Source organism: Sphingomonas piscis (assembly GCF_011300455.1).
GTDB classification, from domain to species: Bacteria; Pseudomonadota; Alphaproteobacteria; order Sphingomonadales; family Sphingomonadaceae; genus Sphingomicrobium; species Sphingomicrobium piscis.
Genome location: NZ_CP049869.1, coordinates 945,251 through 971,259, shown reverse-complemented (window position 1 = coordinate 971,259; position 26,009 = coordinate 945,251). Strand labels below are relative to the sequence as shown.

21 protein-coding genes and 1 pseudogene are annotated in these 26,009 nt (G+C 64.6%); 14 read left to right on the top strand and 8 right to left on the bottom strand.

The window, feature by feature from the left end:
* Position 1: 1 nt before the first annotated feature.
* The gene (gene ilvC, locus G7077_RS04785; protein WP_166410712.1) at positions 2 to 1,015 is read right to left on the bottom strand and encodes a ketol-acid reductoisomerase; all 1,014 of its coding nucleotides are present in this window, start codon (positions 1,013 to 1,015) and stop codon (positions 2 to 4) included.
* A 359-nt stretch (positions 1,016 to 1,374) separates the two neighbouring features.
* Between ilvC and ilvD the strand changes: the two genes are divergently transcribed.
* Together ilvD and G7077_RS04775 are read left to right on the top strand one after the other, a co-directional pair.
* Positions 1,375 to 3,060: a dihydroxy-acid dehydratase gene (ilvD, locus tag G7077_RS04780; RefSeq protein ID WP_166410711.1), complete on the top strand. Its 1,686-nt coding sequence runs from the start codon at positions 1,375 to 1,377 to the stop codon at positions 3,058 to 3,060.
* Positions 3,061 to 3,071: 11 nt separating this feature from the next.
* A complete protein-coding gene (locus G7077_RS04775; RefSeq protein ID WP_166410710.1) occupies positions 3,072 to 4,061 on the top strand; it encodes a glycoside hydrolase family 43 protein in 990 nt (329 codons plus the stop codon).
* Positions 4,062 to 4,091: 30 nt separating this feature from the next.
* On the opposite strand, the gene G7077_RS04770 is transcribed toward G7077_RS04775, so the two are convergent.
* The gene (locus G7077_RS04770; RefSeq protein WP_166410709.1) at positions 4,092 to 4,418 is read right to left on the bottom strand and encodes an ArsR/SmtB family transcription factor; all 327 of its coding nucleotides are present in this window, start codon (positions 4,416 to 4,418) and stop codon (positions 4,092 to 4,094) included.
* A 114-nt stretch (positions 4,419 to 4,532) separates the two neighbouring features.
* Between G7077_RS04770 and G7077_RS04765 the strand changes: the two genes are divergently transcribed.
* From G7077_RS04765 to G7077_RS04755, 3 genes are all read left to right on the top strand, one after another.
* A complete protein-coding gene (locus tag G7077_RS04765; protein ID WP_166410708.1) occupies positions 4,533 to 5,279 on the top strand; it encodes an SDR family NAD(P)-dependent oxidoreductase in 747 nt (248 codons plus the stop codon).
* A gap of 124 nt (positions 5,280 to 5,403) precedes the next feature.
* The gene (locus G7077_RS04760) at positions 5,404 to 7,065 is read left to right on the top strand and encodes a formate--tetrahydrofolate ligase (RefSeq protein WP_166410707.1); all 1,662 of its coding nucleotides are present in this window, start codon (positions 5,404 to 5,406) and stop codon (positions 7,063 to 7,065) included.
* A 198-nt stretch (positions 7,066 to 7,263) separates the two neighbouring features.
* Complete coding sequence (locus G7077_RS04755; protein WP_246167395.1) at positions 7,264 to 8,382, top strand: Gfo/Idh/MocA family protein; 1,119 nt, start codon at positions 7,264 to 7,266, stop codon at positions 8,380 to 8,382.
* On the opposite strand, the gene G7077_RS04750 is transcribed toward G7077_RS04755, so the two are convergent.
* Genes G7077_RS04750 through G7077_RS04735 form a run of 4 tightly spaced genes read right to left on the bottom strand, consistent with a single transcriptional unit; the run spans position 8,379 to position 13,290 of the window.
* Positions 8,379 to 9,281 (bottom strand): branched-chain amino acid aminotransferase, encoded by a 903-nt coding sequence (locus G7077_RS04750; RefSeq protein WP_166410706.1) that lies wholly within the window; start codon positions 9,279 to 9,281, stop codon positions 8,379 to 8,381. The two genes, G7077_RS04755 and G7077_RS04750, sit on opposite strands and share 4 nt — an antisense overlap.
* Positions 9,278 to 10,582, bottom strand: coding sequence for a threonine synthase (gene thrC / locus G7077_RS04745; protein WP_166410705.1), 1,305 nt, complete (start codon positions 10,580 to 10,582; stop codon positions 9,278 to 9,280). The genes G7077_RS04750 and thrC overlap by 4 nt, the downstream gene beginning before the upstream one ends.
* Positions 10,579 to 11,520: a homoserine kinase gene (locus G7077_RS04740; protein WP_166410704.1), complete on the bottom strand. Its 942-nt coding sequence runs from the start codon at positions 11,518 to 11,520 to the stop codon at positions 10,579 to 10,581. The genes thrC and G7077_RS04740 overlap by 4 nt, the downstream gene beginning before the upstream one ends.
* Positions 11,521 to 11,532: 12 nt before the next feature.
* Positions 11,533 to 13,290: a homoserine dehydrogenase gene (locus G7077_RS04735; RefSeq protein ID WP_166410703.1), complete on the bottom strand. Its 1,758-nt coding sequence runs from the start codon at positions 13,288 to 13,290 to the stop codon at positions 11,533 to 11,535.
* A gap of 371 nt (positions 13,291 to 13,661) precedes the next feature.
* Here G7077_RS04735 and G7077_RS04730 point away from each other — a divergent pair, with 371 nt between their 5' ends.
* Entirely contained in the window at positions 13,662 to 15,767 is a 2,106-nt protein-coding gene (locus G7077_RS04730) for a right-handed parallel beta-helix repeat-containing protein (RefSeq protein WP_166410702.1), read from the top strand.
* A 2-nt stretch (positions 15,768 to 15,769) separates the two neighbouring features.
* Here G7077_RS04730 and G7077_RS04725 read toward each other — a convergent pair whose 3' ends face one another.
* Both G7077_RS04725 and proB read right to left on the bottom strand, forming a co-directional pair.
* Positions 15,770 to 16,996 carry a glutamate-5-semialdehyde dehydrogenase gene (locus G7077_RS04725; RefSeq protein ID WP_246167394.1) on the bottom strand — a complete coding sequence of 409 codons (1,227 nt, stop codon included), beginning with the start codon at positions 16,994 to 16,996 and terminating at the stop codon, positions 15,770 to 15,772.
* A 2-nt stretch (positions 16,997 to 16,998) separates the two neighbouring features.
* On the bottom strand, positions 16,999 to 18,141 hold the full coding sequence (gene proB / locus G7077_RS04720) for a glutamate 5-kinase (protein ID WP_166410700.1): 1,143 nt from the start codon (positions 18,139 to 18,141) through the stop codon (positions 16,999 to 17,001).
* 253 nt (positions 18,142 to 18,394) lie between these two features.
* Here proB and G7077_RS14485 point away from each other — a divergent pair.
* The 8 genes and pseudogenes from G7077_RS14485 to phhA all read left to right on the top strand — a co-directional run.
* A pseudogene (locus tag G7077_RS14485) lies at positions 18,395 to 18,658 on the top strand (chorismate mutase); the annotation flags it as partial.
* A gap of 152 nt (positions 18,659 to 18,810) precedes the next feature.
* Entirely contained in the window at positions 18,811 to 20,298 is a 1,488-nt protein-coding gene (locus tag G7077_RS04710) for a 3-deoxy-7-phosphoheptulonate synthase class II (RefSeq protein WP_425505305.1), read from the top strand.
* Positions 20,286 to 21,605 carry a 3-phosphoshikimate 1-carboxyvinyltransferase gene (aroA, locus tag G7077_RS04705; RefSeq protein WP_343040017.1) on the top strand — a complete coding sequence of 440 codons (1,320 nt, stop codon included), beginning with the start codon at positions 20,286 to 20,288 and terminating at the stop codon, positions 21,603 to 21,605. Before G7077_RS04710 ends, aroA begins: the two co-directional genes overlap by 13 nt.
* Positions 21,602 to 22,126 (top strand): prephenate dehydratase domain-containing protein, encoded by a 525-nt coding sequence (locus G7077_RS04700; RefSeq protein WP_166410699.1) that lies wholly within the window; start codon positions 21,602 to 21,604, stop codon positions 22,124 to 22,126. The genes aroA and G7077_RS04700 overlap by 4 nt, the downstream gene beginning before the upstream one ends.
* Positions 22,123 to 23,190 (top strand): chorismate synthase, encoded by a 1,068-nt coding sequence (gene aroC / locus G7077_RS04695; RefSeq protein ID WP_166410698.1) that lies wholly within the window; start codon positions 22,123 to 22,125, stop codon positions 23,188 to 23,190. The genes G7077_RS04700 and aroC overlap by 4 nt, the downstream gene beginning before the upstream one ends.
* A complete protein-coding gene (aroB, locus tag G7077_RS04690; protein ID WP_166410697.1) occupies positions 23,187 to 24,281 on the top strand; it encodes a 3-dehydroquinate synthase in 1,095 nt (364 codons plus the stop codon). The genes aroC and aroB overlap by 4 nt, the downstream gene beginning before the upstream one ends.
* The gene (locus tag G7077_RS04685) at positions 24,281 to 25,123 is read left to right on the top strand and encodes a shikimate dehydrogenase family protein (RefSeq protein WP_166410696.1); all 843 of its coding nucleotides are present in this window, start codon (positions 24,281 to 24,283) and stop codon (positions 25,121 to 25,123) included. The genes aroB and G7077_RS04685 overlap by 1 nt, the downstream gene beginning before the upstream one ends.
* Positions 25,120 to 25,977 (top strand): phenylalanine 4-monooxygenase, encoded by an 858-nt coding sequence (phhA, locus tag G7077_RS04680; RefSeq protein WP_166410695.1) that lies wholly within the window; start codon positions 25,120 to 25,122, stop codon positions 25,975 to 25,977. Before G7077_RS04685 ends, phhA begins: the two co-directional genes overlap by 4 nt.
* Positions 25,978 to 26,009: the final 32 nt, after the last annotated feature.

Below are 26,009 nucleotides of genomic sequence, written 5' to 3'. Positions count from 1 at the left end.
CTTATGCGGCCTCGGTCTTCGGCGCGGTGTTCAACCAGGCCATGTTGTGGCGCAGGCGCGCACCGACTTTTTCGATTGGTTGATCGAGGTCGGCCTGCATCATTGCGTCATATTGCTTCCGGCCCGACGCATTCTCGTCGATCCAGTTGCGGGCGAAGGTGCCGTTCTGAATATCTTCCAGCACTTCCTGCATGCGGGCGCGGGTCTCGTCATTGACGACACGCGGGCCGGAGACAAGGTCGCCATACTTTGCCGTGTCCGAGATGAACGCGTGCATCTTCGCGATCCCGCCTTCGTAGAGCAGGTCGACGATCAGCTTCAGCTCATGGAGGCATTCGAAATAGGCGACCTCGGGCTTGTAGCCTGCCGTCACCAGGGTTTCGAAGCCGGCGGTGACCAGCTCGGTCGCGCCGCCGCACAACACGGCCTGCTCGCCGAACAGGTCGGTTTCGGTTTCTTCGCGGAAGGTGGTTTCGATGACGCCGCCGACGGTGCCGCCAATTGCGTCGGCATAGGCCAGAGCGCGAGCGCGGGCGTTGCCGGTCGAGTCCTGGTGGACGGCGAACAGCGCCGGGACGCCGCGGCCGATCTCGAACTCGCGGCGGACGAGGTCGCCGGGCCCTTTCGGCGCGACAAGCACGACGTCGATGTCCGCACGCGGCGCGATCTCGCCGTACAAGACGGAGAAACCGTGAGCGACGACCAGAGTGCCGCCGGCGCGCAGGTTCGGCGCGATCTGTTCGGCATAGACCTGCTTGTGCGCAAGGTCGGGGGTGAGCAGTGAGACGAGCGAAGCCTGCTTCACGGCGTCTTCGATGGACACCACGTTGAAGCCGTCGGCCTTCGCCTTACGCTCTGCCGGACCGCCGGAGCGGGCGCCGACGATCACGTCCAGACCGCTGTCGCGCATGTTCATGGCATGGGCGCGGCCCTGGCTGCCGTAGCCGACCACGGCCACCGTACCGCCCTTGAGGACGTTCAGATCGGCGTCGCTGCCGGTGTAGATCTTTTCCAACTTAGGTCTCCTTCGTCGCGCAAAAGAAAACCCCCGTCCGGTCCTGGGCGGGGGGTCTGAATTCCGGTCCTAGACCGCTACCAGAACTAAACCCCGCCCTCTCGGACGTTAATAAGGTCAAGAAGAAGGGCTACGCGCGACAATGCCGCGGCGTTGCTGATGACCATCATGTCTTTCGACGTGACCGACACTGACCTCTGTCCCTTCTCTAAATGGTCCCATTTGGGATCCCATTTGCAAAGTCCCTTATGCTTAACTGCGCTGCCCGGCAAGCGGAATCCGCATTGCCTATGCGATTCCGGTTCGGGTAGGGGGCCGTGAGCTTTTCACAGCACTTGTCCGAACCGACAGGATCCCAAATGCCACAGAATGACGTCTCTTCCCAGCTTCCCTCTCGTGCGCTCGTCGAAGGTCCGGCACGGGCCCCCGCACGCGCGATGCTTCGCGCCGCCGGCTATGGCGATGCGGAGATGGCGAAGCCGATGGTGGCGATCATCAACACCTGGTCGACGGTCACGCCGTGCAACATGCACCTGCGCTTTCTGGCGGAGCACGTGCGGCGCGGGATTGAGGAAGCCGGTGGGACCCCGGTCGATTTCAACACGATCGTGGTCACCGACGGTATCTCCATGGGCACGCCAGGCATGCGCGCCTCGCTGATGAGCCGGGAGGTGATCGCCGATTCCGCGGAGCTGGCGGTGCAAGGCCACATGCTGGACGGTGCCGTGTTCCTGGTCGGCTGCGACAAGACCATCCCCGCCGCAGCGATGGCGGCGGCGCGGCTCGATCTGCCGTCAGTGGTCCTTTACGGCGGTTCGATCATGCCGGGACATCTCGGCGACAAGGACCTCACCATCCAGGACGTGTTCGAAGCAGTGGGCGCCCACAGCGCCGGCAAGCTGGACGATGAAGGGCTGAAGGCGGTCGAGAAAGCGGCTTGCCCCGGCGCCGGCGCGTGCGGAGGCCAATTCACTGCCAACACCATGGCACTGGCGCTCAGCTTCCTTGGTCTGTCGCCGATGGGTCTCAACGACATCCCCGCCGTTGACGCGCGCAAGGGCGATGCCGCGGCGGAGGCGGGCAAGTGGCTGGTTGAGGCCGTGAAGGAAGGCCGCAATGCGCGCAGTCTGATCACGCCAGAGAGCCTCCGCAACGCGGCGGTGGCGGGTACGGCGACGGCCGGTTCGACCAACCTCGTTCTCCACCTGCTGGCAATTGCGCGCGAGGCGGGGATCGGTCCGGACCAGTTCAACATCGACATCTTCGATGAAGTGTCGCGCGCGACACCGGTGATTGCCGACCTGAAGCCCGGCGGCCGCTACATGGCGCCGCACATGACCGCTGCAGGCGGCACACCCTTGCTCGGCCGCAAGCTGATGGAAGCCGGACTCATCACCGATACGCCGACGGTCACGGGCAAGTCGCTGTTCGACTATTTCCGCGACGCCGAGGAGACGCCGGGCCAGGACGTGCTCGTCTCCGCCGACAAGCCGATCAAGGCGCGCGGCGGCTTTGGCGTGCTCTACGGCAACCTCGCGCCCGACGGCTGCGTGGTAAAGCTGGCCGGTCACGACAAAATGCTCTTCGAGGGCCCGGCAAAGGTCTTCGACGGCGAGGAAGCCTGTTTCGACGCCGTGACGCACGGGCAGATCGAACCGGGTGATATCGTCGTCATCCGAGGCGAGGGGCCGGCCGGTGGGCCTGGGATGCGCGAAATGCTTGCCATTACGGCCGCAATCCAGGGTCGAGGCCTTGGCGACAGCGTGGCGTTGGTCACCGACGGCCGCTTCTCCGGCGCCACCTACGGCTTCATGGTCGGCCACGTCGCGCCCGAGATGGCGAAAGGTGGCCCAATCGCTAAGCTGCAGACGGGCGACTTGGTACGCATCGACGTCGAAGGACGGAAGATCGAGACAGATGCGGACCTTGCATCGCGTGAAGCGTCGCCTGCACCGGTTCGGCAGAACGTTCGTGGGGCCTTCGTCAAATATGCACGGCTGGTCGGCTCGGCATCCGACGGCGCCGTGACAAGCGCTGCTGCCTAAGGCAAATGTCGATGTTCAGAGCCGCTGTTCTTTCCCTCGCCGGCGTCGCCCTGGCCACGCCCGCCGCTGCGCGGCCGTCCACGCCAGGCAGCAATCCGATCATCCGCGACCGCTTCACTGCCGATCCGGCGCCGCTGGTGCGCGGCAACCGTCTCTATCTATACGTCGGCCATGACGAGGCGCGCGGCAAAGAGATGTTCAACATGCGCGAGTGGCTGGCCTACTCGACCACGGACATGCGGCACTGGACCTTTCACGGCCCGATCATGAAGGCGACTGACTTCAAGTGGGCGAGCAAGGACGCCTGGGCGTCGCAGATGGTGTTCAAAAACGGCAAATATTACTTCTACGCCGCCGTCGAGCACGACAAGACCCACCCGGGTAAGGCGATTGCGATTGCGGTTTCGGACAGCCCAACTGGCCCGTTCAAGGACGCGCGTGGCTCGGCCCTCGTTTACAACCAGATGACCCCGCAGGGGCCACACACTTGGGACGATATCGACCCGACCGTGTGGACGGAAGGTGACGGCACCAGCTGGCTGATCTGGGGCAATGCCAAATGCTATATTGCCAAGCTGAAGCCCAACATGGTCGAGCTGGACGGCCCCATCCGCGAGATGAACGTCCCGCGCTTCGAAGAAGGCCCGTGGATCCACAAGCGCAAGGGCATCTATTACCTGACCTACGCCTCGATAGACAAGAAGCAGGGCCCGGACGAGCGGATCGCCTACGCCACGGCGCCGAAGATTGCGGGGCCCTGGACCTTTCGCGGCGACATCATGGCGTCAGGCAAGAACAGCTTCACCATCCATCCGGGCATCGCCGAGTTCAAGGGCAAGTGGTACATGTTCTACCACGACGCCTCGCTGACCATCGGCGATGAGAAAGGCGCGCTTGGGCGGCGGGCGGTCAGGATTGAGCCGATGTACTATAATCCGGACGGCACGATCCGCCCCATCCCACACACCGACGCTGGCGTGACTGCCTCAGCTAAGCGATAGCTCACTTCAGTCCAACGCTGCGGGAGGTGGTCAGCCGACTTTGCCGTAAGCCTTCACGATCGACTCCAATAGACCGGGGAAGCGCCCATTCACCTCGTCCCAGCGCGAAGTGTTGCGCATCTCCACGCCCTGGCGCTCGGAGCGGATCAGGCCGGCCTCGCGCAGCACCTTAAAGTGTTGAGAGAGTGACGACTTGGGGATCTGCCGATCGTCGACGCAGGCGAGGTTGGAACAGGCCTGGACGAAACCCTGCTTCGTGATCTGCGCAAAGATCGTCGCGCGCACGGGATCCGATAGCGCGTGAAGGATCGCTTCCGGTCGGATTTCATCGATTGATGGGTGAAGAAGCGGCCGCATGATGAAAATAAATAGAGGGACTTGAAGCCTGGTTCAATAGTTCCATATTCCCGAACTACCGAAGACACGGACAATGCCGCTGCCCTCGGAGAGACACGAAGAAGGACTAAGAACATGTCGAAATTGTCAGGCAAAGTCGCTGTCGTCACTGGCGCATCGAAAGGTATAGGCGCCGGTATCGCCAGGGCGCTTGCTGCAGAGGGCGCGTCCGTCATCGTCAACTACGCGTCCAGCAAGGAAGGCGCGGACGCCGTCGTCGGCGATATCATCGGGGCTGGCGGCAAGGCCGTCGCAGTGAAGGGCGACGTTTCCAAGGAAGCCGATGCCGCCGGGATCGTCCAGTCGGCCATCGATCATTTCGGTCGCCTAGATGTGCTGGTCAACAACAGCGGCATCTACGGTTGGGCCAAGATCGAGGAGGTGACCGCGGAAGATTACCGCCGCCAGTTCGACGTCAACGTGCTCGGGCCGCTTCTCACCACGAAGGCGGCGTCGCCGCACCTTTCCGAGGGTGCTAGTGTGATCAACATCTCGTCAACCGTGACCAGCCTGCTGCCGGCCGACTCGGCGGTGTACAGCGGCACTAAAGGGGCGCTCGACGCCATCACCGGCGTGCTCGCCAATGAGCTTGCCCCACGCAAGATCCGCGTCAACGCCATCCTGCCCGGCCTTACGGAAACCGACGGCACCCGAGCCTCGGGTTTCACCGGGTCGGAGTTCGAGCAGAGCATCGTCGCCCAGACACCGCTCGGCAGAACCGGCCAGCCGGACGATATTGCGGCGGTTGCAGTGTTTCTTGCTTCCGACGACGCCCGCTGGGTGACGGGTGAGAGGCTGATCGTGAGTGGCGGCCTGCGCTGACGCCTTTGGGGACCGCGTCAGACTCCCCCTCGTGCGCGGTCCCCAATCCCTTTCCGATATTCAACCCGGCTGACGCGGCGGCGGAATCCGCATATCGCCCTTGCTCTAGTTTTAAGGAGCGAGAGTGACGGACCTGGAAATCGCGCGCGCGGCCAAGCTTCGCCCGCTGAACGAAGTGGCCGAGAAGATCGGAATCCCCGCAGTGGCGGTCGAGCCGTACGGCCGCTTCAAGGCCAAGCTGGACCTCACCGCCGCGCCTTCGGGTGAAAAGCGCGGCAAGCTGATCCTCGTTACCGCCATCAGCCCGACGCTCGCCGGCGAAGGCAAGAGCACGACCAGCGTGGGGTTGGCCGATGCGATGAACCTGATCGGCCGGAAGACCATCCTCTGCCTTCGCGAGCCCTCGCTAGGTCCCTGCTTCGGGATGAAGGGCGGTGCCACCGGCGGCGGCTATGCTCAGGTCGTGCCGATGGAGGACATCAACCTTCATTTCACCGGCGATTTCCATGCCATCACCTCGGCGCACAACCTGCTTGCGGCGATGGTCGACAACCACATCTATTGGGGCAACGCGCTCGGCATCGACGTCCGCCGGGTGGTGTGGCGGCGGGTCATGGACATGAACGATCGCGCGCTTCGTGGCATTGTCCAGTCGCTCGGCGGCGCGACCAACGGCTATCCGCGTGAGAGTGGGTTCGACATTACGGTCGCGTCCGAAGTGATGGCGATCCTGTGTCTCGCCAACGACCTCCAGGACTTGGAGCAACGGCTCAGCCGGATCGTCGTCGCTTATACGCGCGACAAGAAGCCGGTGACGGCGGGCGATCTCAAAGCCGATGGCGCGATGGCGGTGCTGCTGAAGGACGCGATCCGCCCCAACCTCGTCCAGACGATCGAGAATAATCCGGTGCTGATCCACGGCGGGCCGTTCGGCAATATCGCCCACGGCTGCAATTCGGTGATCGCCACCCGCACCGCTTTGTCACAAGCCGACTACGTCGTCACAGAAGCGGGCTTTGGCGCGGACCTTGGCGCGGAAAAGTTCTTCGACATCAAATGCCGCCAGTCGGGCCTGTCACCCGACGCCGCCGTGCTTGTGGCGACCGTTCGTGCGCTCAAGCTCAACGGAGGAATCGACAAGAACGATCTCAATATTGCCGATGTCGACGCGGTGCGGCGCGGCTCGGTCAACCTCGTCCGCCATATCGAGAACCTACGGCAATTCGGCGTCCCGGTGGTGGTCGCAATCAATCATTTCAGCGGCGACGACGATGCGGAAGTGGACGTCATCCGCGACGTTTCACGCGCGCACGGATCGGAGGCCTATGTCTGCCGCCACTGGGCCGAAGGCGGACAAGGGGCCGTTGACCTGGCGCAGGCAGTTGCGGACCTTAGCGACAAGCAGTCGGCCCAGTTCACGACGCTGTACGACGACGACCTGCCGCTATTCGAGAAGATCAACACCATCGCGACGCGCATTTACCGCGCGGAGGAAGCGGTTGCAGATCCCAGTATCCACCAACAGCTGAAGCAGTGGGAAGCGGCGGGTCTCGGGCACCTTCCGATCTGCATTGCCAAGACGCAGTACAGCTTTTCGACGGACCCCAACCTGAAGGGCGCGCCAACGGGGCACGTCGTCAACGTCCGCGAGGTGCGGCTGGCGGCCGGCGCCGGTTTCATCGTGGCGCTGTGCGGTGAGATCATGACCATGCCCGGCCTTCCGCGACACGCGGCCGCCGAACACATTCGCCTTACGGAAGAAGGGGTGATTGAAGGCCTGTCTTAAGCCGGTCCAAGGAGCTGCCGACTGCAACAAGGGCTCTGGTCGCGTTGACGTCATAGTGGCACAACAATCCCGACGAGATGGGAGGTGATGATGGGCTTTCGCGATCCAACACGGCGTGACGTTGTAATTGCTGGCGGGGCCGCCTTGGCCTCGGCTGCTCTGGTCGGCGTATCTGAAGGAGCGAGCGCTCAGGTAGGCGTGCGTCCGCGCGCAGCGGGACAGCCCCTCCGCGGCAATCTCGATCTCCCCGAAACGACTTCCAAGAAGAAGCGTGCGGATAGCGTCGGTTACGCCATCGTCGGCCTCGGCGGATATGCACTCAACCAGATGATGCCGCGCTTTGCCGAGTCGGAGCGTTCGCACATCGCCGCCTTGGTGTCAGGAAATCCCGACAAGCTCGCCAAGGTCGGCGACGCGTATGGCGTGCCGGCCGATGCGCGCTACTCCTACGACACCTTCGACAGGATCGCTGCGGACCGAAGGATCGACGCCGTCTACATCGTTGTTCCTACCGGGCTTCACGCCGACTTCGCCATCCGTGCCTTCGCCGCAGGCAAGCATGTCCTGTGCGAAAAGCCGATGGCACTCTCCAGCGCCGAGTGCGCCGCGATGATCGCTGCGGGCAAACGCGCGAACAAGAAACTCATGATCGCCTACCGCTCGCATTTTGAGCCGTTCAATTTGCAAGCAATGCAATTGATGCGCGACAAGGCAGTCGGTCAGTTGCGCCTGATCCGAACGGAGCAAAGCTACCGCCTGCCACCGACCACCGCGGCCGAGAACTGGCGCGTTAGCCGGGCCCTTGCCGGCGGTGGACCGCTCGAGGATTACGGCCTCTACGGCTTGCAGTCGGCGCTCTATCTGTCTGGCGAAATGCCGGAGAGCATCAGCGCCAGCACTTTCCGCCCAGCCGGAGACCCGCGCTTCGCCGAGGTCTTCGCCCATGTCTCGTCGCACTGGCGATTTCCGTCAGGTGCGGTAGCGCAACTCGCCACCTCCTACGACTCCGCAGGCACCAATTTCGCCCATGTGCGCGGCACGACCGGCGCGCTGATCATGGATCCGGCGACCAGCTATTCGGGGCAGAAGATGGTGCTGGAAAGCGGCCGCGACCGGCGGGACTTCAACCCCGGCAATCCCACTCGCCAATTTGCCGGACAACTCGACCATTTTGCCGATGCGATCCGCGACGGCAAAGGCATCCGTACTCCGGGCGAAATGGGTCTCCGTGACATGAGGCTGATTGAAGCAATCTACGCGTCGGCAAGAACCGGCCGGACGGTCCGGCTCAATCCGAACGGGACGATGCGAAGCTAAGCCGCGTTCGACAGCTCCGCCCGGGATCCGCTGCGCACCAGCGACTGGTAATCACGGGCGAGTTGGCGGGTGAGGTCACCGACCTCGAAGCGCCACGACCCGATCTCCGCCACGGGCGTCACCTCGGCGGCGCTGCCGGTGAGGAAGCATTGCTGGAAGCTTTCGAGTTCCTCGGGCCAGATTGCGCGCTCGTTGACGGTCAGCCCCCGCTGCTCGGCAAGGCCGATCACCGTGCGGCGCGTAATTCCGTCGAGGAAGCAGTCCGGGGTCGGCGTGAACAGCTCACCGTCCCGCACGAAGAAGATGTTGGCGCTGGTCGCCTCGGCGACCTGGCCGCGCCAGTCGAGCATCATGGCTTCGCTGCAGCCCTTCGCCTCTGCCCGGTTCTTGGCAATGGTGCAGATCATGTAGAGGCCCGACGATTTCGAATGCACCGGCGCCGTGAAGGGGGCGGGTCGGCGATAATCGGAGATGTCGACCTTGGCGCCCTTGCGCAGGGCCTCTTCCCCGAAATAGGCGCCCCACGTCCAGGCGCCGACCGCCAGGTGGACCTTGGCCTGCGGTGCCGACACGGCAAGCTTTTCGGCACCTCGCCAGGCGATTGGTCGGACGTAAGCGTCACTGAGGCCGTTGGCGGCGACCACCTGGTTGCAGGCGGCGTTGATCTCCTCATCGGTCCACGGGATGGTGTAGCCAAGAAGTTCGGCGCTCTGCTTCAGCCGGCGCGTATGCTCGTCGAGCTTGAAGATGACGCCGTCGTAGGCGCGCTGACCCTCGAATGCGGCGCCGCCATAATGCATGCTATGAGACAGAACGTGGAGTTGTGCCTCCCGCCACGGGACGAGCGTGCCGTCCAGCCAAATCCATCCGTCCCGATCTTCATACGATTGCTCAATCATGCCGCGTCTTCCTGAATGTCGTTGGTGCCGAGAAAGCGGGCCAGCTCATCGAGGCTGGCGCGCATCGGTACGGCGCGGCTGGAGCGATGGTCGATCGCAGCGAGCGCCGGGGTGGGCGTTACGGATACGCCTACCAACGGTTCGACTACGTCGGCGAACTTGTATGGGTGTGCAGTGGCGCATGCGAGCCACGGCCGTGCCTTTTGCTCCGCTTCCGGCAGGCGCGCGAACGCCTCGGCGGCAGTGGCGGAGTGCGGGCACCAAAGGTAGCCGGAAGTGCGGTAGTCAGCGACGATCCGCGCCTTGATGGCGTCGTCGTCGACCAGCTCGACACCGAACGTTCCCAGCTGATCGCTAAGCGACTGAAGCCGCTCGAAATTGCTCGGCGCCCCGACGTCCATCGCATTGGCAATGGTCGCAAGCGAGGTGCGCGGCGTGTAGGTGCCGGACTTGTGCCATTCCGACAGGGCGGGGTTGGCATTGGTGACTAGGATCACCGGACCAATGGGGAGACCCATGGCGCGGGCGTAAAGCGCGGCGAAGCCATGGCCGAGATTGCCGGTCGGGATGATGAAGCCCGGCTTCTCTCCCGTCTCTCGATACGTGCGCGTTGCCGCTGCGGCGATGTAGGCCATCTGTGGCATCAGGCGGCCGATGTTGATCGAATTGGCCGAGGTGAGGTTGTGCCGCTCCGACAGCGCACGGTCCTGGAACGCGGCTTTCACCAGCCGCTGGCAATCATCGAAGTCACCTTCGACTTCCAGCGCTTGGACGGGCGCGGTCCAGCAGCTGATCTGCTTCGCCTGGTAAGCGGAAACGCGGCCCTCCGGAAACAGGATCACGGCGCTGGCGCCCAGCCGGCCTTCCGCAGCGCAGCCGACTGCGGCGCCGGTATCGCCTGAAGTGGCTGCGAGTACGGTCAAGGGCGCGCTGCGCTGGCCGATCGTATCGAGCAACGAGAAGAGGAACTGCGCGCCGAAGTCTTTGAAGGCACCGGTAGGGCCGTGGAACAGCTCAAGCGAACGGAGCGTCGGCCGCGCATTGTCGACCGGAGCAATCGGCAGCGGCTGTGCAAACGCGCGGCGGCAGGCAGATGCGAGTTCGCCTTCCAGGCTGCTGCCGGCAAAGAAGGGCTGCAGCATCGCTTCTGCAAACGCGGGCGTATCGTCCGCACCGTCGATCTCGCCGACAAAGGGAATGCCTTCGGGCAGAAACAGGCCGCCATCTGGCGCCGCGCCGAGGCGAATGGCGTCGGCGAGTTCAATCCCCTGATGCTCGCCGCGGGTGCTCTGGAACTTCATGCCGCTTCCTTCGCGGGTTGAACGGTGACGCCTTCGGTGCTGGCCGATCGATACGCCTTGGCGGTGAGACCGGCTTCGTCGAATACCTTGGCCATCGCTGCTTCCACCGCGGCCGCCTTGCCCGCCTCCGCCCAGGCGAACATCGACGGCCCGGAGCCTGAGAATGTGCAGCCGAGCGCCCCTGCGTCGAGCGCCGCCGACTTCACCGCGTCAAAGCAGGGCAACAGGTGCTTGCGTTGCGGCTCGATCAGCACGTCTTCGAAACCGGCGCGGACGAGGTCGAGATCGCCCCTTGCACAACCGGCAACGAAGGTGGCCAATCGGCGGCTGTTCTCGATCAGGGTCTTGAGCGGCACTTCCCGCTGGAGAATTGCACGCGCCGCCTTGGTCTCCGTCTTCACCGACGGATGGAGGATGATGGTGACGACGCCGTCCGGCACTGTCAGCTTAGCAAGCTTCGCCGGGGTTTCCTGCGCGGCGAGCACGAGGCCGCCCAACAGGCTCGCCATGACATTGTCCCAGTGCACAGGATCGGACGCGACCCGCTCGCCTTCCAGGGTGAACGGCAGCAATTCCTCGGTGCTGAACGGGTTTGGAAGCAGGGCATTCACCGCCGCCGCTGCGGCAACCGCCGAGGCTGCCGAGCCGCCCATGCCCGCCGACATGGGCACGCCTTTGTCGACGTCCAGTCGGACCCCGAAGGGGTTGCCCACTGCGTCCAGCAAGGCGGAAGCAGCCGCCAGTGCCGTGTTGCGATCCACTTCCTCCGGAAGCGAGGAGACCAGCCCACTCACCTTGCCAAGCCTCACTCCGGGCTCGCTTTCACGCGTCGCGACCACTGTGTCGTGGGCAGCCGGAAAAGCTTGGCCCATAATGTCGAAGCCCACGGCGACATTGCCGATGCTGGCGGGTGCGGATGCGATGGCCTGGTCCAACATCGTCGGTTCTCCTCAGGCGCTCATTCGCAGGGTCGCCACGCTCGGCGCTTCGGTCTGGCGGGCGGCGACTGCGCGGTAGATGTCCATCACGTCGGAGAAGACGGCAGCCGCGGTTGGCCAGCGGCCCGCGCCCTTGGCATGCAGGCAATGGCGCCTGCCGTCCTTTTCAGTGACGACAAAGGCATTTTCCTCGTTGCGCGGGGCAGCGAGCGGATGACCCGCGGGCAGATATTCCAGCGCCACGGATGCGACCGGTTTGCCGTCAACCAACTCGCAGCGGCCAACCTGCTTCAGAACCAGGCCCTTGGCTTTCGCCTCCAGCAGAGCGGTGCGATCGATTTCTCGCAACGACTGCCGACCGATGTCGCCCAGCGCAATCGGAACATCGAAGCCCTGCCGAATCAGGAGCGACAGCTTGGCCACGGCATCGTGACCGTCGACGTCCGCGGACGAATCTTCCTCGGCAAAGCCAAGTTCACGCGCTCGGGCGAGCGCTTCGTCGAACGTCCAGCCTTCGCTCAGCCGGTCGAGAAGAAAATTGCAGGTGCCGTTCATCACGCCTTCGATCCTGGCGACGCGGCCTTCCAGCGCGCGTAACCGCTCGATCACCGGTGTTCCGCCGCCGACAGCGGCCGAGAAGTTCAGCATTGCGCCGCCGGTCTGCGCCGCCTGCTGCAGTTCGTCATAATGGTTGGCGAGCGCCGCCTTGTTGGCACTCACGACGTGCGTTCCCGACTTGAGCGCCGGCACCAGCAGGGACGCCGGGAAGTCGGAGCCGACCAGGACGTCGATGACGATGTCGACCTCGCCCGCCAGTGCATGATCCGGCTCGCTGGTGAAGTCGCCGGAATCGGCATAGCGCATCGGGTGGCGGACCAGCACCGGATTGACGTCGAACCGGTCGCTCCAATGCTTCAGATGGGCAAGAACACCCGCGCCGACCGCGCCGCAGCCGAGCAGTGCCACGCGCAGCTTCGGCTTCTTGGGGCGCGGTGCCAGCTTGACCGGCAGCTTGGCGATGGCGGTCTCGCCGTCCTGCGCCAGGCTGGCGATCTCGATCAGCACGTCTCCAGCTTCGGCGGCGCGGATCGCCTTTTCCTGGATCAAGCCGGCGCTAGCCTGCGTCGCGCGTGCATAGTCGAGCTGCGCGAAACGCTGGGTGTTCGGGTTCTTGGCCGGGTCTTCCGCATAGACGCCGTCGACGTCCTTGATCAGGCGGACGCGATGGGCGCCGAGCCGGTCGGCGAAGAAGACGGCCGACAGATCGGTTCCGCCGCGGCCCAGGGTGACCACGCCATGCTCGTCATGCATGGCAGTAAAGCCCGGGACGACGACCACATCATGGTTGGCCAGCTTGTTCCAGACATAATCGGCATCGAGATCGTTGAGGTTGCTGTCGAGCGGCGCTCCTGTCGCGCTGAGACCCATTTCGTTCGGATCCAGGGTGCAGGCGCGCATGCCCATGCGGCAGGCGGCGAGCGCCATCAGCGCGGCAGATTCCAGTTCACCGACGCGCGCAAGGCGGGCAGTCAGAGCGTCCATGTCGGCGCCGCCGACCCGTTCGGCCTGGCTCAACAAGCGGTCGGTCTCGCCAGCCAGTGCGGAGACGACGGCGATGACCTTCTCGCCATCACGGACGTGGCGGTAGATTTCCAGCGCGACCGCCGGATAATCGCCTTCTTCGGCCAGTACCGAGCTTCCGAACTTGAGGACGCTCAGCGGCGGACGTACCGCCTCCGCGTGGCCCTGGTTCCCCTGCTGGTCGTTCATGTGTCTTCCGTTTCCATGTCTCAAAGGCAATAAAAAACCCGCTCGCCGGTTCGGGGGAGCGGGTCGGTGATCTCTGGTTGGTTAAACCGTGGTCAGCCGTGTTCCCCCCGCGTGGCGATGGTAATCACCATGGTCGTTACACGCGTGACGATGGTGGCGCCAAAGACGCTCTTGCCCATCATGTCACCCGCGATCGTCATGTGATCCGACTAGTCCCCGAGAGCGCAGCCAGCGCCGCAACTCATTATGGGATCCCATTTGCACGAATAAGGGGTGCTTCGTCAAGAGTGTCGTGAACTCTGGTGCATGAAAGCTGTGTTGACCGGACACGATCCGACGGGAATGGTGATGCGATATAACAGGAGCGGTGGATGAGCGATCAACGGGAACCAGCATGGTCGATCCCTGATGTTGCGGAGGACGATCAAGGGATTGATCGCCGAAGTCTGCTTCAAGGTGCATCGATGCTGGCGGCCGCTGCCTTCGGCGCGGGATCGGCCAGCCAGGCTCTGACGGCAGCGGGGGCGCCGACACCAAGCGAACGCATGCCGGACGGCACAGTTTTTCCACGCTGGGAACGGCCGCTGACCTTTACCCGCACCTATCATGTGGACGCGATCGCGGCCACGGCCGACGACGCTGGACCGGGCGACCGTACCCGCCCGTTCAAGACGATCGGCCGAGCGGCGGAGCTGCTGCAGCCTGGGGAGCGAGTGGTGATCGCCAGCGGCACGTATCGCGAGTGCGTGCGGCCGGCGCGCGGCGGCACCGACTCGTCGCGGATGATCAGCTATGAAGCCGCACCTGGCGCCAAGGTGGTCGTCACGGGTTCGGAGGTCTTGGAAGATTGGCGGCCTGCAGAGCTTCCGAGTTTCCCGGGCGCTCCACCCTCACGACCCGATGTTCAGGTCTGGCGCCACGAGTTGTCCGGGACCTTGTTCCCCGACGCCTATAATCCGTTCGCGCTGCCCAGCATCATGGGATCCTGGAGCTGGCTGGATCCATCCCGGGTCGACATGGGTCCCTACCTGCGCCGCCGTGGGCTGGTGTTTGCCGACGGCAAGCCGTTGGAGCCAGTGGAGCAGTTGCGCGAATTATGGGCCCCCGACCTGCCGCCAATCCCAGACTATACGAAGCCGGCCGTTGCGAGGGACGGCCTTCCCGCGCGGCGACGTGGCGGCCCGATCATGCAAGAGGTCGGCGGCTCTCCGACAGCGCGCTTCTGGGTCCAGAGCGATGGCACCGCCATCTACATCCGTCTCGATTCCGGCACGCCGGCCACTCGGCTGATCGAGGCGACCACCCGCCAGCAGGCGTTCGTTCCGGCACGAAGCGGGCTAGGATTCATCCGGATCAAGGGCCTTATATTCCAGCATGCCGGCAACGCTTACCCATTTCCGCAGGATGGGATGGTCTCGCTCGCGGGCGGCGACCATTGGGTGATCGAGGATAATGTGCTGGAATGGGCGAACGGGCAGGGTCTCGCCATCGGCTTCGACGGGAAGAGCGCCGGCGCGGCAAAGACCGGCCAGCGGATTGTCATTCGCGGCAACACAATCCGCTATTGCGGGGTCTTGGGGCTCGGCGGCATGCGCACGAGCGACGTGCTGATCGAGGACAATCTCATTGAGTGGTGTGGCTGGGCCGATGCGGAGCGCGGCTGGGAATCCTCAGGCGCCAAGTTCCATTTCGCCAAGAATATGCTGTTCCGCCGCAACGTCATTCGCCACATGCGGCATGGCAATGGCGCCTGGTGGGACGTGGACAATGAAAATGTTCGCGTCACGCAGAATGTCTTCGCCGACATCCAGACGGTGTCCGCCGCAGTCCACTTCGAGATGACCCCGGCCCGTGCCCTCATCGACAACAACATTATCTGGGACGTCCGCAATGCCGAGCCGGGTACACCCGGTCAGCGCGGTTGCGCCGGGTCGGGCATCTTCAATAATGCGAGCAGCAATCTAATTGTCGCGCACAATCTGATCGGCCGCTGCGACAATGCCGCCATCTTCAACATCACACGTCCCGACCGCAAGCGGCCGGTGTCCGACAGCAACGAGGTAATCGGCAACATCATTGCCGACTGCAAGGTCGGCGTGGTCTTTCTGAACCGGAAGAATGCGGCACGACGCAATGCTTATGTGAACATGCCCGCGGCTTTCCAGGGCTTCCTCGACGACGTGTCCAAACCCGACCCGGAAGCGTGGCGGAGGATTCGCTACCACGGACTAGCCGATTGGCAGGAGAGTTTCGGCTGGGATCGCAATTCGACTCTTTCGCGTGGGCGGATCGGCTTCGACACTGCGAGTCTCACCATGACCGTCAGCGGGCTACAGCCCGTTCCTCGCACGGACGCGGCATTGGGATCGGATCACGATATCCAGGGCAGGATGACTCCTCGCCCACGTCCGGCCGGCCCGTTTGCAGGGCTGCGTCCCAATGGGCGCTGGCAACTGGACCCGCGTCGCCTGGGCTGAGGCTAAGGCCGGACTTGCCCGTCGCCGCGCACTAGATAGTGAAAGCTGGTCAACTGCTCCGGCCCTACGGGTCCGCGAGCGTGCATCTTGCCTGTGGCGATGCCGATCTCGGCACCGAAACCGAACTCGCCCCCGTCCGCAAACTGGGTCGAGGCGTTCCAGATGACGATGGCGCTATCGACTTCGTTAAGGAAGGTCTCAGCGGTCGCCGCATCCTCGGTGATGATCGCTTCGGTATGTGCTGTGCCATAGGTGGCGATATGGTCGATGGCCTGTTCAAGACCGTCGACGACCCGAATGGCGAGGATGGGGGCGAGATATTCCTTGCCCCAATCCTCTTCCGTTGCGCTGTTCATGCCCACGATGGCTCGGGCGCGATCGTCGCCGCGTAGTTCGCAGCCTTCGAGCGCCGCCGCAATGCCCGGCAGCAGGGAAGGCGCTATGTCCACGTCGATCAGAAGGCATTCGGTCGCGCCGCAGATGCCGACCCGGCGCATCTTGGCGTTGCGGACGATGCTGACTGCCTTCTCCGGGTCGGCAGCTTTGTGAACATAGGTGTGGCAGACGCCTTCGAGGTGGCTCAGCACCGGCACCTTCGCGTCGTCCTGCACTCGCTGGACCAGCCCCTTGCCACCGCGAGGGATGACCAGGTCGACGCTGCCGTTTAGCCCCCCGAGCAGTGCCGAGACGGCGGCGCGGTCCGGCGTGTCGACCAACTGCACGGCATGGATAGGCAGCCCCGCCTCGGCGAGCCCTGCCTGCAACGCGCGATGGATCGCCAGCGAACTGTTCAGCGCGTCGGAGCCGGAGCGCAGGATCACCGCATTGCCCGACCGGATGCAGATGGCCGCGGCGTCGGCCGTGACGTTAGGCCGGCTTTCGTAGATCATGCCGATGACGCCGATGGGCGTGCGCACTCGGGCGATGTCGAGTCCGTTCGGCCGCTGCCATCGCGACATCTCGGCACCGACGGGATCCGGTAGCGCCGCCACCTCGTCGAGCGCATCCGCGATGGCGAACACCCGTGCCTCGTTCAGCATCAGGCGATCGAGGTTCTGCGTGGCCGCCCCCATGTCCTCCTCATTGGCCGTGACGATCTCCGCCACGCTGTCGCGCACCTTCCTTGCCATGGCGCGGATGCCCTCGGACCGAGTGTCGGCCGAGAGGATCCGCAGCTGGTTGGCGGCCTCGCGCGCCTGTTGTCCAAGCTGCAGCAATTGCTCTCCCATGCTCATTTCAAGACCAGATCGTTGCGGTGAATGACGACATCCGGGCCGCGGTAGCCCAGGCGTTCCTCGATGCGGTCGGTCGCCTGGCCCTTGATCAGGCCGATGTCGCGGGACGAGTAGTTCACGACCCCTCGCGCGATCTCCGCTCCCGACGTGTCGGTTACGGCAACGCAGGCACCCTTGGAGAAGTCGCCCGACACGCTCGTTATCCCAGCCGGCAGCAAACTCTTGCCGGATTGCAGCGCCGCCAGCGCACCGTGATCGAGAGTGAGCGTTCCGGCCGGTGCCAGTGCGCCCGCTATCCATTGCTTGTAGGCGGTTGCGGGCGTGCCCGGCGCGCTGATCACCGTCGCCCGAGCGCCGTTCAGCAATCGTCCGATCGGGTGGTCCTCTTTGCCGCTTGCGATGATCGTCGTGCAGCCGGACCCGCGCGCGACCGAGGCCGCCATCAGCTTCGTCCGCATGCCGCCCGTTCCCACGCCACCGCTTTTCGCTCCGGACGCTGCCCGCTCACTGTCGGCATCCACATCGCTGAGGTGCGGGATGTGACGGGCGTTTGGGTCAGCGCTCGGGTCGGCGCTGTAGAGGCCATCGACGTCCGATAGCAGTAACAGGGCGTCGGCCTGCACCATTTGCGCCGCACGTGCGGACAGCCGGTCGTTGTCGCCATAGCGGAGCTCATCGGTGGCGACGCTGTCATTCTCGTTGATGACGGGCAGCGCACCTTGGCCGAGCAGCACTTCAAGCGTCGCGCGAGCATTGAGCCAGCGGCGGCGTTGCTCCGTGTCATCGAGCGTCAGCAGCAACTGGGCAACCCGCGTCCCGGTCGGCGCAAAGGCCTGCTGCCAATGCTGCATCAGGAGCGACTGCCCCGCCGCCGCCGCCGCCTGTTTCTGGTCGAGCCGGCTGGTCACCTTCATGCCGAGGTAGGAACGCCCGAGCGCAACCGCACCGGAAGAGACGATCACCACCTGCTTCTGCTGACTGGTGAGTGCGTGGATATCGCTGGCAAGCGTCGCCAGCCACGCTTCGCGGGCTTGCCCCCGCTCGATCAGCAGGGAGGAGCCAACCTTCACCACGAGCCGCTTCGCGCGTCCGATCAAAGACGCGGCGAGGCTGTCGGTCAGGGCGGCGGCTTGAGCCATGGCGTGCGGTTACGCGGCAGGGCGGCAACAGACAACAAAATTTGGGATCCCATATTGACTTGGGATGGCGTGGACGGCAGGGTTCCGCCCGACGCAACAATGTCGTCGTAGGAGCAACCAGCATGACCGAAGGACGGGTTCAGACCTCGATGCCTTGGCAGCGCTCCTATTATTTCGCGCTCTTTATGGGCCGGTACGCCTGAGGGCGGCCGGTTAGAAGCGACATAGTCTCCCGTTAGAGCTGAACGTCCGCATGCATGCGGGCGCCGAAGAGAACAAAGCAATGCCACCATTGAATGAACGTCTGTCGGAAGAAGCCCGGCAGGAATCCCTTGAGGAATTGCGCGGTCGCATCGATGCGATCGACGAGAAGATCCTCGCCCTCGTGGAAGACCGGCTGACCATCGCGAAGAAGGTGGTGAGCGCCAAGGCGGCGACGATTCCCGGGCTTCTGAAATATCGGCCGACCCGCGAGGCTCATGTCGTGGGCCGGCTGACCCGACAGGCTAAAGCAACTCCGCCGGCGCTGGTGAACCAGCTGTGGCGCGCACTGATGAGCCATGCACTGCAGACCCAAGTGGCGATGAAGATCGTCATCTGTGCACCCAAGAACCGCGTGGCCATTCTGGAGGAAGCGCGGGCACGGTTCGGATCGGCGGCGCCCATTGAGTGGGTGGAGAGCCCGAACGAGGCACTGGAGGCAGCGCGCCGCGGCGAAGTGATCGCGCTCGTGGAGTCGCACCTACCGGCGCACCTTCGCGACGGCGATGTCATTCGCCATTTCATGACGCTTCGCACGCCCGGCGGGGGACGATCGCTTACGCATTCGGCCGGGTTGCCGATGAAGATGTCGACCCTTTCGTCCATGGCTCGCAGGACGAGGAAGCGCAGGTTGGCGGGTCATGGACGCCGCATCAGTGGCGCGACCGTCCAGCGGCGCAATTGCCTGACTATCCGGACTCGGCCGCCGCCGAGCGGATCGAAAAGAGGCTGGCGGCCGCCCCGGCCCTGGTGTCGGTGGCGGACATCCAGCATCTCAAGGCGCAACTCGCCCAGGTGTCCGCCCGCCGCAGCTTTCTGCTTCAAGGTGGCGATTGCGCGGAAAGCTTCGCCGAATTCGGCGCCGACAAGGTGCGCACAACCTTCAACCTGCTGCTGCGCATGGGTGCCATGGTGCAAGCGGAAAGCGGCACCAACGTCGTCCATCTCGCCCGCATCGCCGGCCAATTCGCCAAGCCGCGCTCCGCCACGACGGAGACCCGAGGCGAGGTGACTTTGCCCAGCTACCGTGGAGATGCCGTCAACGGACCGGCCTTCACCGAGAAGGACCGCGTGCCCGATCCCAAGCGGCTGCTGGAGGCGCATCGCCAGGCCGAAGTGACGGTGCAACTGCTCGCTGCCTACGCGGAGGCGTCCTACGCCGACCTCCGCCGCATCCACAATGAAGCGGGTCTCTCGGCACCGCTTCGGCCAGTGAGCATGTTCACCAGCCACGAAGCGCTGCTGCTCAATTATGAGGAGGCGTTCACCCGTTTCGACCCGGCGACGGAAAGCTGGTGGGCGACGACCGGCCATTTCCTATGGCTCGGCGACCGCACGCGACAGGTTGACGGCGCCCATGTCGAATATGCCCGCGGCATTGCCAACCCGATCGGCCTCAAGTGCGGCCCGAGCTTGTCCCCCGACGAGCTCAACCGGCTGATCGACATTCTCGATCCGAACAACCAGCCGGGCCGCCTTACCCTTATCGGGCGGTTCGGCGCAGGAAAGGTCGAGGAGCATCTGCCGACCTTGCTCAAGGTCACCAAGGATCGGGGCAGCAACGCGATCTGGTCGATCGATCCGATGCACGGCAACACGCGAAGCGCCGGCGCTCACAAGACGCGGATGCTGGCCGATATCGTCAAGGAGATCAGCGCCTTCTTCGCGATCACGCGCGCCGAGGGTGCGCATCCGGGCGGCGTTCACCTGGAGATGACCGGCGGCCACGTCACCGAATGCCTGGGCGGAAGCGTGCAGGTTGAGGAAGCGGACCTGCCGCTGCGCTATCTCACGCATTGCGATCCCCGGCTCAACGAACAGCAGGCGCTTGACGTGGCGCACGAGCTTGCCGGGCTGGTAGCGAACAAGGCCGGGGACAGCGCGTGCGTAGCCTGAGCGCGGTCGCGGAGGTGCCGTCCGATCGTCTCGAGGGACATCGCTGCGGCCCCCTGAAGGGCGTTGCCGAGGTGCCGGGCGACAAGTCGATTTCGCACCGGGCGTTGATCTTCGGCGGTCTGGCGGCGGGAACGACCAACATCGAAGGCCTGCTTGAGGGCGACGATGTGCTTCATACTGCCGCCGCGGTTCGCGCGTTCGGGGCGGAGGTGGAGCGGCTCGGCGACGGCCACTGGCGCGTGACTAGCCGAAGCGAATGGCGGAGCCCGGACGCGCCGATCGACTGCGGCAACAGCGGAACCGGCGCACGGCTGCTGATGGGCGCTGCGGCCGGATGGCCTATTCGTGCGACCTTCACCGGCGACGCTTCGCTTAGTGGCCGGCCGATGGAGCGGGTGCTCGGGCCGTTGCGTCAGATGGGCGCGCGCACCGAGGGATCGACCCTCCCGGTAACGGTGCATGGCGGCACGCTGACCGGCATCAGCTACGACAATGTGAAAAGTTCGGCGCAAGTGAAGACGGCCATCCTGCTGGCCGGCCTGCGGGCGGTTGGCGATGTCGAGGTGCACGAGGCGCTGCCGAGCCGCGACCATACGGAAAACATGCTTCGCGCCTTCGGCGTCGATGTCGAGCAGGAGGGCGGCACGGTGCGGCTTGGCCGCCACCGCGACATGGTGGCAACCGACGTGATTGTTCCGCGCGATCCGTCCTCCGCAGCCTTCCCGATCGTCGCTGCGCTGCTGGTGCCGGGATCGGAGGTTGAACTGCCGAACATCCTCATCAACCCCCTGCGAACTGGCCTGATTACCACGCTCAAGGAGATGGGCGGCGACATCGAATATCGGAACGTGCGGTCGAGCGGTGGCGAGCAGGTGGCCGACATCATCGTCCGCGCATCGACGCTGACCGGTGTCGAGGTACCTGCCGAGCGCGCGCCGTCGATGATCGACGAATATCCCATCCTCGCCATCGCCGCCGCCTGCGCGGGCGGGACGACAATCATGACGGGTCTCGAGGAGCTACGCGTCAAGGAAAGCGACCGGCTTTCTGCCGTCGCCGAGGGCTTGGGCGCCTGCGGCGTCGAGTACCAGGAAGGTAAGGACAGTCTCACCGTTCGTGGTGCTGGTGGCCCGCCGGCAGGTGGCGGCGAAGTCGCTGCCCACCACGATCACCGCATTGCGATGAGCTTTCTCGTGCTCGGATTGGTTGCGGAGCGGCCGGTGGCGGTGGATAGCGCCGGCATGATCGCAACCAGCTTTCCCACCTTCCTTCCGCTGATGCGTAACCTTGGGGCGGACATCCGATGAAGGCCGCCTACCAGGGTGTTCCCGGCGCCTTCAGCCATGAAGCATGCCTGACTTTCCTGCCCGATGCCGAGCCGGTCGGACAGGCGACCTTCGCCAACGTCATCGACGCGGTCGAGAATGGCGACGTCGACATCGGCATCCTGCCGCGCGCCAACAATAGCGCCGGTACCGTACCGGAGGTACAGGAGCTGATCGACGCCAGCAGCCTCAAAGTGGTCGCCGAGCATCGCTTGCCTATCCGCATCCACTTGCTCGGCCTTCCCGGCGCGGCGCTGGATAAGGTCCGTGTTGCGGTCAGCCATCCGATGGCGTTGAAGCAGTGCGTCCGGAGCCTGGGCGAACTTGGGCTTGAGCAGCAGGAAGCGAGCAATACCGCGGCCGCGGCCCAGAGTTTGGCTGACCCGGCCAACGCGGTTCTGGCCTCGGAAAGCGCCGCAGAGGCTTATGGATTGGAAGTGCTGAAACGCGACATGCACGACCGCGATGACAATGAGACGATCTTTGTGGTGGTGTCGCGGTGAGCTTCAACAGTTTCGGCCGCCTGTTTCGTTTCACCAGCTGGGGCGAGAGCCACGGACCGGCGATCGGCGCGGTGGTCGACGGTTGCCCGCCGGGCATTGCGCTCAGCGAAGCGGACATTCAGCCCTGGCTCGACAAGCGCCGGCCCGGCCAATCCAAGTTCACGACGCAGCGCCGAGAACCCGATGAGGTCAGGATCCTGTCGGGCGTGTTCGACGGAAAGACGACGGGCACTCCGATCGGGCTGATGATCGAGAATGTCGACCAGCGCTCGAAGGATTATTCCGACATCGCCGGGAGCTATCGGCCCGGCCATGCCGACTACACCTACGACGTCAAATACGGTTTTCGCGACTATCGGGGCGGCGGTCGCAGCTCGGCGCGCGAGACGGCGATGCGGGTTGCGGCAGGGGCTGTGGCGCGGCTCGTGATCCCGGACGTCACGATCAAGGCTTACCTCGTTGAGCTTGGTGGCGACCCGATCGCCCGCGCCGCGATGGACCTCGAAGCCATCGACCAAAACCCCTTCTTCTGTCCCGATCCTCGCGCAGCCGAACGCTGGGCTGCCAAGCTCGACGAGGTGCGCAAGGAAGGCTCCTCCCTCGGTGCCGTTGTCGAGTGCGTGGCGGAGGGTGTGCCAGCCGGTTGGGGCGCTCCGCTCTACGCCAAGCTGGACGCCGAACTCGCCAGCGCGATGATGTCGATCAACGCGGCCAAAGGCGTGGAGATCGGCGACGGCTTTGAAGCCGCGCGACTGCGCGGGGAACAGAATGCGGATGCGATGGAGCCGGGCGAGGATGGCCCCACCTTCCGCAGCAATCATGCGGGCGGCGTGCTGGGCGGCATTTCCAGTGGTCAGCCGGTGGTAGTGCGGGTGGCCTTCAAGCCGACCAGTTCGATCCTGACGCCCGTGCCGACCGTCGACCGCGACGGCGCGGCGAGCGAGATCGTCACCAAGGGTCGTCACGATCCCTGCGTGGCAATCCGCGGCGTGCCGGTCGTCGAAGCGATGATGGCGCTGGTGCTGGCGGACCAGAAGCTGTTGCATCGGGCGCAATGCGGATGAGGGTGGTTCCGGTCGAGCTCGGCGATCGCGCCTACGAGGTTCGGATCGCGCCGGGGCTGCTCGAACAGGCTGGCAAACAGCTGCAGCCGTTCATCCGCGGCGGCCGGCTGGTGGTGGTCAGCGACGAACAAGTTTGGGCCGCACAAGGCGCGCGGCTTACCGAAGCGCTCGACGGCGTCGACGTGAACCCTGTGCTCGTGGCGGCAGGCGAGGGGAGCAAGAGCTTCACCGTGCTCGCCGATCTGATGGACCGACTGCTCGCGCTGGAGATCGAGCGGTCGGAGCATATTGTTGCGTTCGGGGGCGGTGTCATTGGCGACCTAACCGGGTTCGCCTCCGCAATCCTCAAGCGTGGTTGCGGCTTCGTGCAGGTGCCAACGACCTTGCTGTCGCATGTGGACAGCAGCGTCGGCGGCAAGACGGGCATCAACGTGGCGGCAGGCAAGAATCTCGTCGGCGCCTTTCACCAGCCCTCGCTGGTGCTGATCGACCCGGAAGTGCTGGACACGCTCGATGCACGCCAGGTGCGCGCAGGCTATGCCGAAATCGCCAAGTACGGCTTGATCGAAGATGCGGACTTCTTCGTCTGGCTTGAGGCGAACGGGCATGCGGTGATCGAGGGCGATCTCGAGGCGCGCTGTTACGCCATCGAGAAAGCGGTTGCCGGCAAGGCACGTATAGTCGCCGCTGACGAGCGGGAGACTGGCGACAAGCGCGCGCTCCTGAACCTCGGCCATACCTTCGGGCATGCGCTGGAAGCGGAGACCGGCTATTCCGAACGCCTGCTTCACGGCGAGGCCGTTGCGCTGGGGTGCGTGCAGGCGATGACCTTCTCTGCTGAGCGGCGACTGTGCAGCGCCGATGATGCGGAGCGGACACGTGCTCACTTCGCCGCTGTAGGTCTGCCCACGAGCCTTGCAGAGGCGGGGATCACCGCAAGCGGCGAGGTGCTGACCCGACACATGGCCTCGGATAAGAAAAAGGCTGGCGGCAAGGTCGCATTCATTCTCAGCCGCGGCATCGGTCAGGCCTATGTCGACCGTACCGTCGACATGGCCGACGTTGCGGCCTTCCTGGATCGGAACGGCTAATGCCGCCTTTTGCCGAGGTGATCGGCGACCCAATCGCCCACTCGAAAAGCCCGGCGCTGCATGGCCACTGGCTGTCGAAACTTGGCCTCGTGGGTGAGTATCGCGCGCAGAGTGTAGAGGCGGCTGGACTTGCGGCTTACCTCAACGGGCGCCGCGCAGATCCGGACTGGCGCGGATGTAACGTCACCATCCCGCACAAGGAGAGGATCGCGCCATTGCTCGATCAGGTCTCGCCGGACGCAGCGGCCATCGGCGCGGTGAATTGCGTGGTCCGTGCCGACTATGGCCTCTGGGGCTACAACACCGACGTCGACGGAATCGTCGCGGCGCTGGGCGAAAAACCGCTTGGGTCGCGCAAGGTCGCCGTGATTGGCGCGGGCGGTGCGGCCCGGGCGATGCTGGCTTATTTGGCCGGGCGCTCGCCAAGCGAGGTAACGATCATTGCCCGCGATCCTTTGAAAGCCGAGGGGCTGCGCAGCGCTGCGCCAGACCTCTCGCTGAACTTCGCATCGCTGGATTCCGCTCATGACGCGCTTGCCGATGCAGCCCTCATCGTCAATGCAAGCCCGCTCGGTATGGACGGTTTGCCACCGATGCCCGAGCCGTTGCTGCGGGCGGTGGAGGACAACGCTCGCGGCACCATCCTGTTCGACATGGTCTATCAGCCGCTTCGAACCGGCTTCCTCCGGCGCGGCGCCGCGGCAGGGGGCGAGCCGGTCGACGGCTTAACGATGCTGATCGGCCAGGCCCGAAGCGCCTTCGAACTCTTTTTCCGGACCGAGCCGCCACAAGCCGACGAAGAGCTGCGCGCGTTACTCACCGGCGCCACGAGGACATCATGAACCAGGAACATCATCTCCATGGCGCGCTTGCGTCGCCATCGCCGCCCCCTGGCGTTGCGGACGACTGGACCGTGCCGCAGCATTGGGACGAGCTGACCGCCGGCGACCACTGGGTGTGGGATACTTTGTTCGCGCGCCAGCAGTCGTTGCTTCATGGCCGCGCTGTGTCTGCGTTCGAGCGTGGTCTCGACGTCCTGCACCTGTCCAGGCCCGGCGTGCCGAATTTCGATGAGCTTTCCGAGAAGCTCCATACCCGCACCGGCTGGCAGGTGGTAGGCGTGCCCGGCATCGTGCCGGACGATGTCTTCTTCCGGCACTTGTCGCAAAAGCGGTTCCCCGCCGCCGTGTTCATCCGCGCCGCCGACCAGCTCGATTATCTGGAAGAGCCGGACATGTTTCATGACCTGTTCGGGCACGTGCCATTGCTGGCCGACCCAGCGGTAGCGGACGTGATGCAGGCACTGGGCCACCTTGGGCTTGAGGCCATCGCCAACGGCTCGTTGCACCGCCTCAGCCGCCTTTATTGGTACAGCGTGGAATTTGGGCTTGCCTGCGAGGACAGTCAGCTGCGCATCTACGGCGCCGGGATCCTGTCGAGCTTCAGCGAGGTCCATTATTCGCTGGAGAGCCCGAAGCCGCGCCGGCTCAATTTCGACCTCAAGAGCGTGCTTCGCGCCCGCTACGACATCGACGCCTTTCAGCAACTCTACTTTGTGATCGACCGCTTCGAGGACCTGCTGACCATGATGCAGGGCCAGGACGTGCCGGCGATCTGCCGCGAGCTCGACGAGCTGGAAGATCTCGATCCGTCGAACGTCGAAGGAACGCCGGTGTCCCTGCCGCTTCGCCGCTGAGCTTTGGGATCCCGTATGGACGGCGCTGCCTA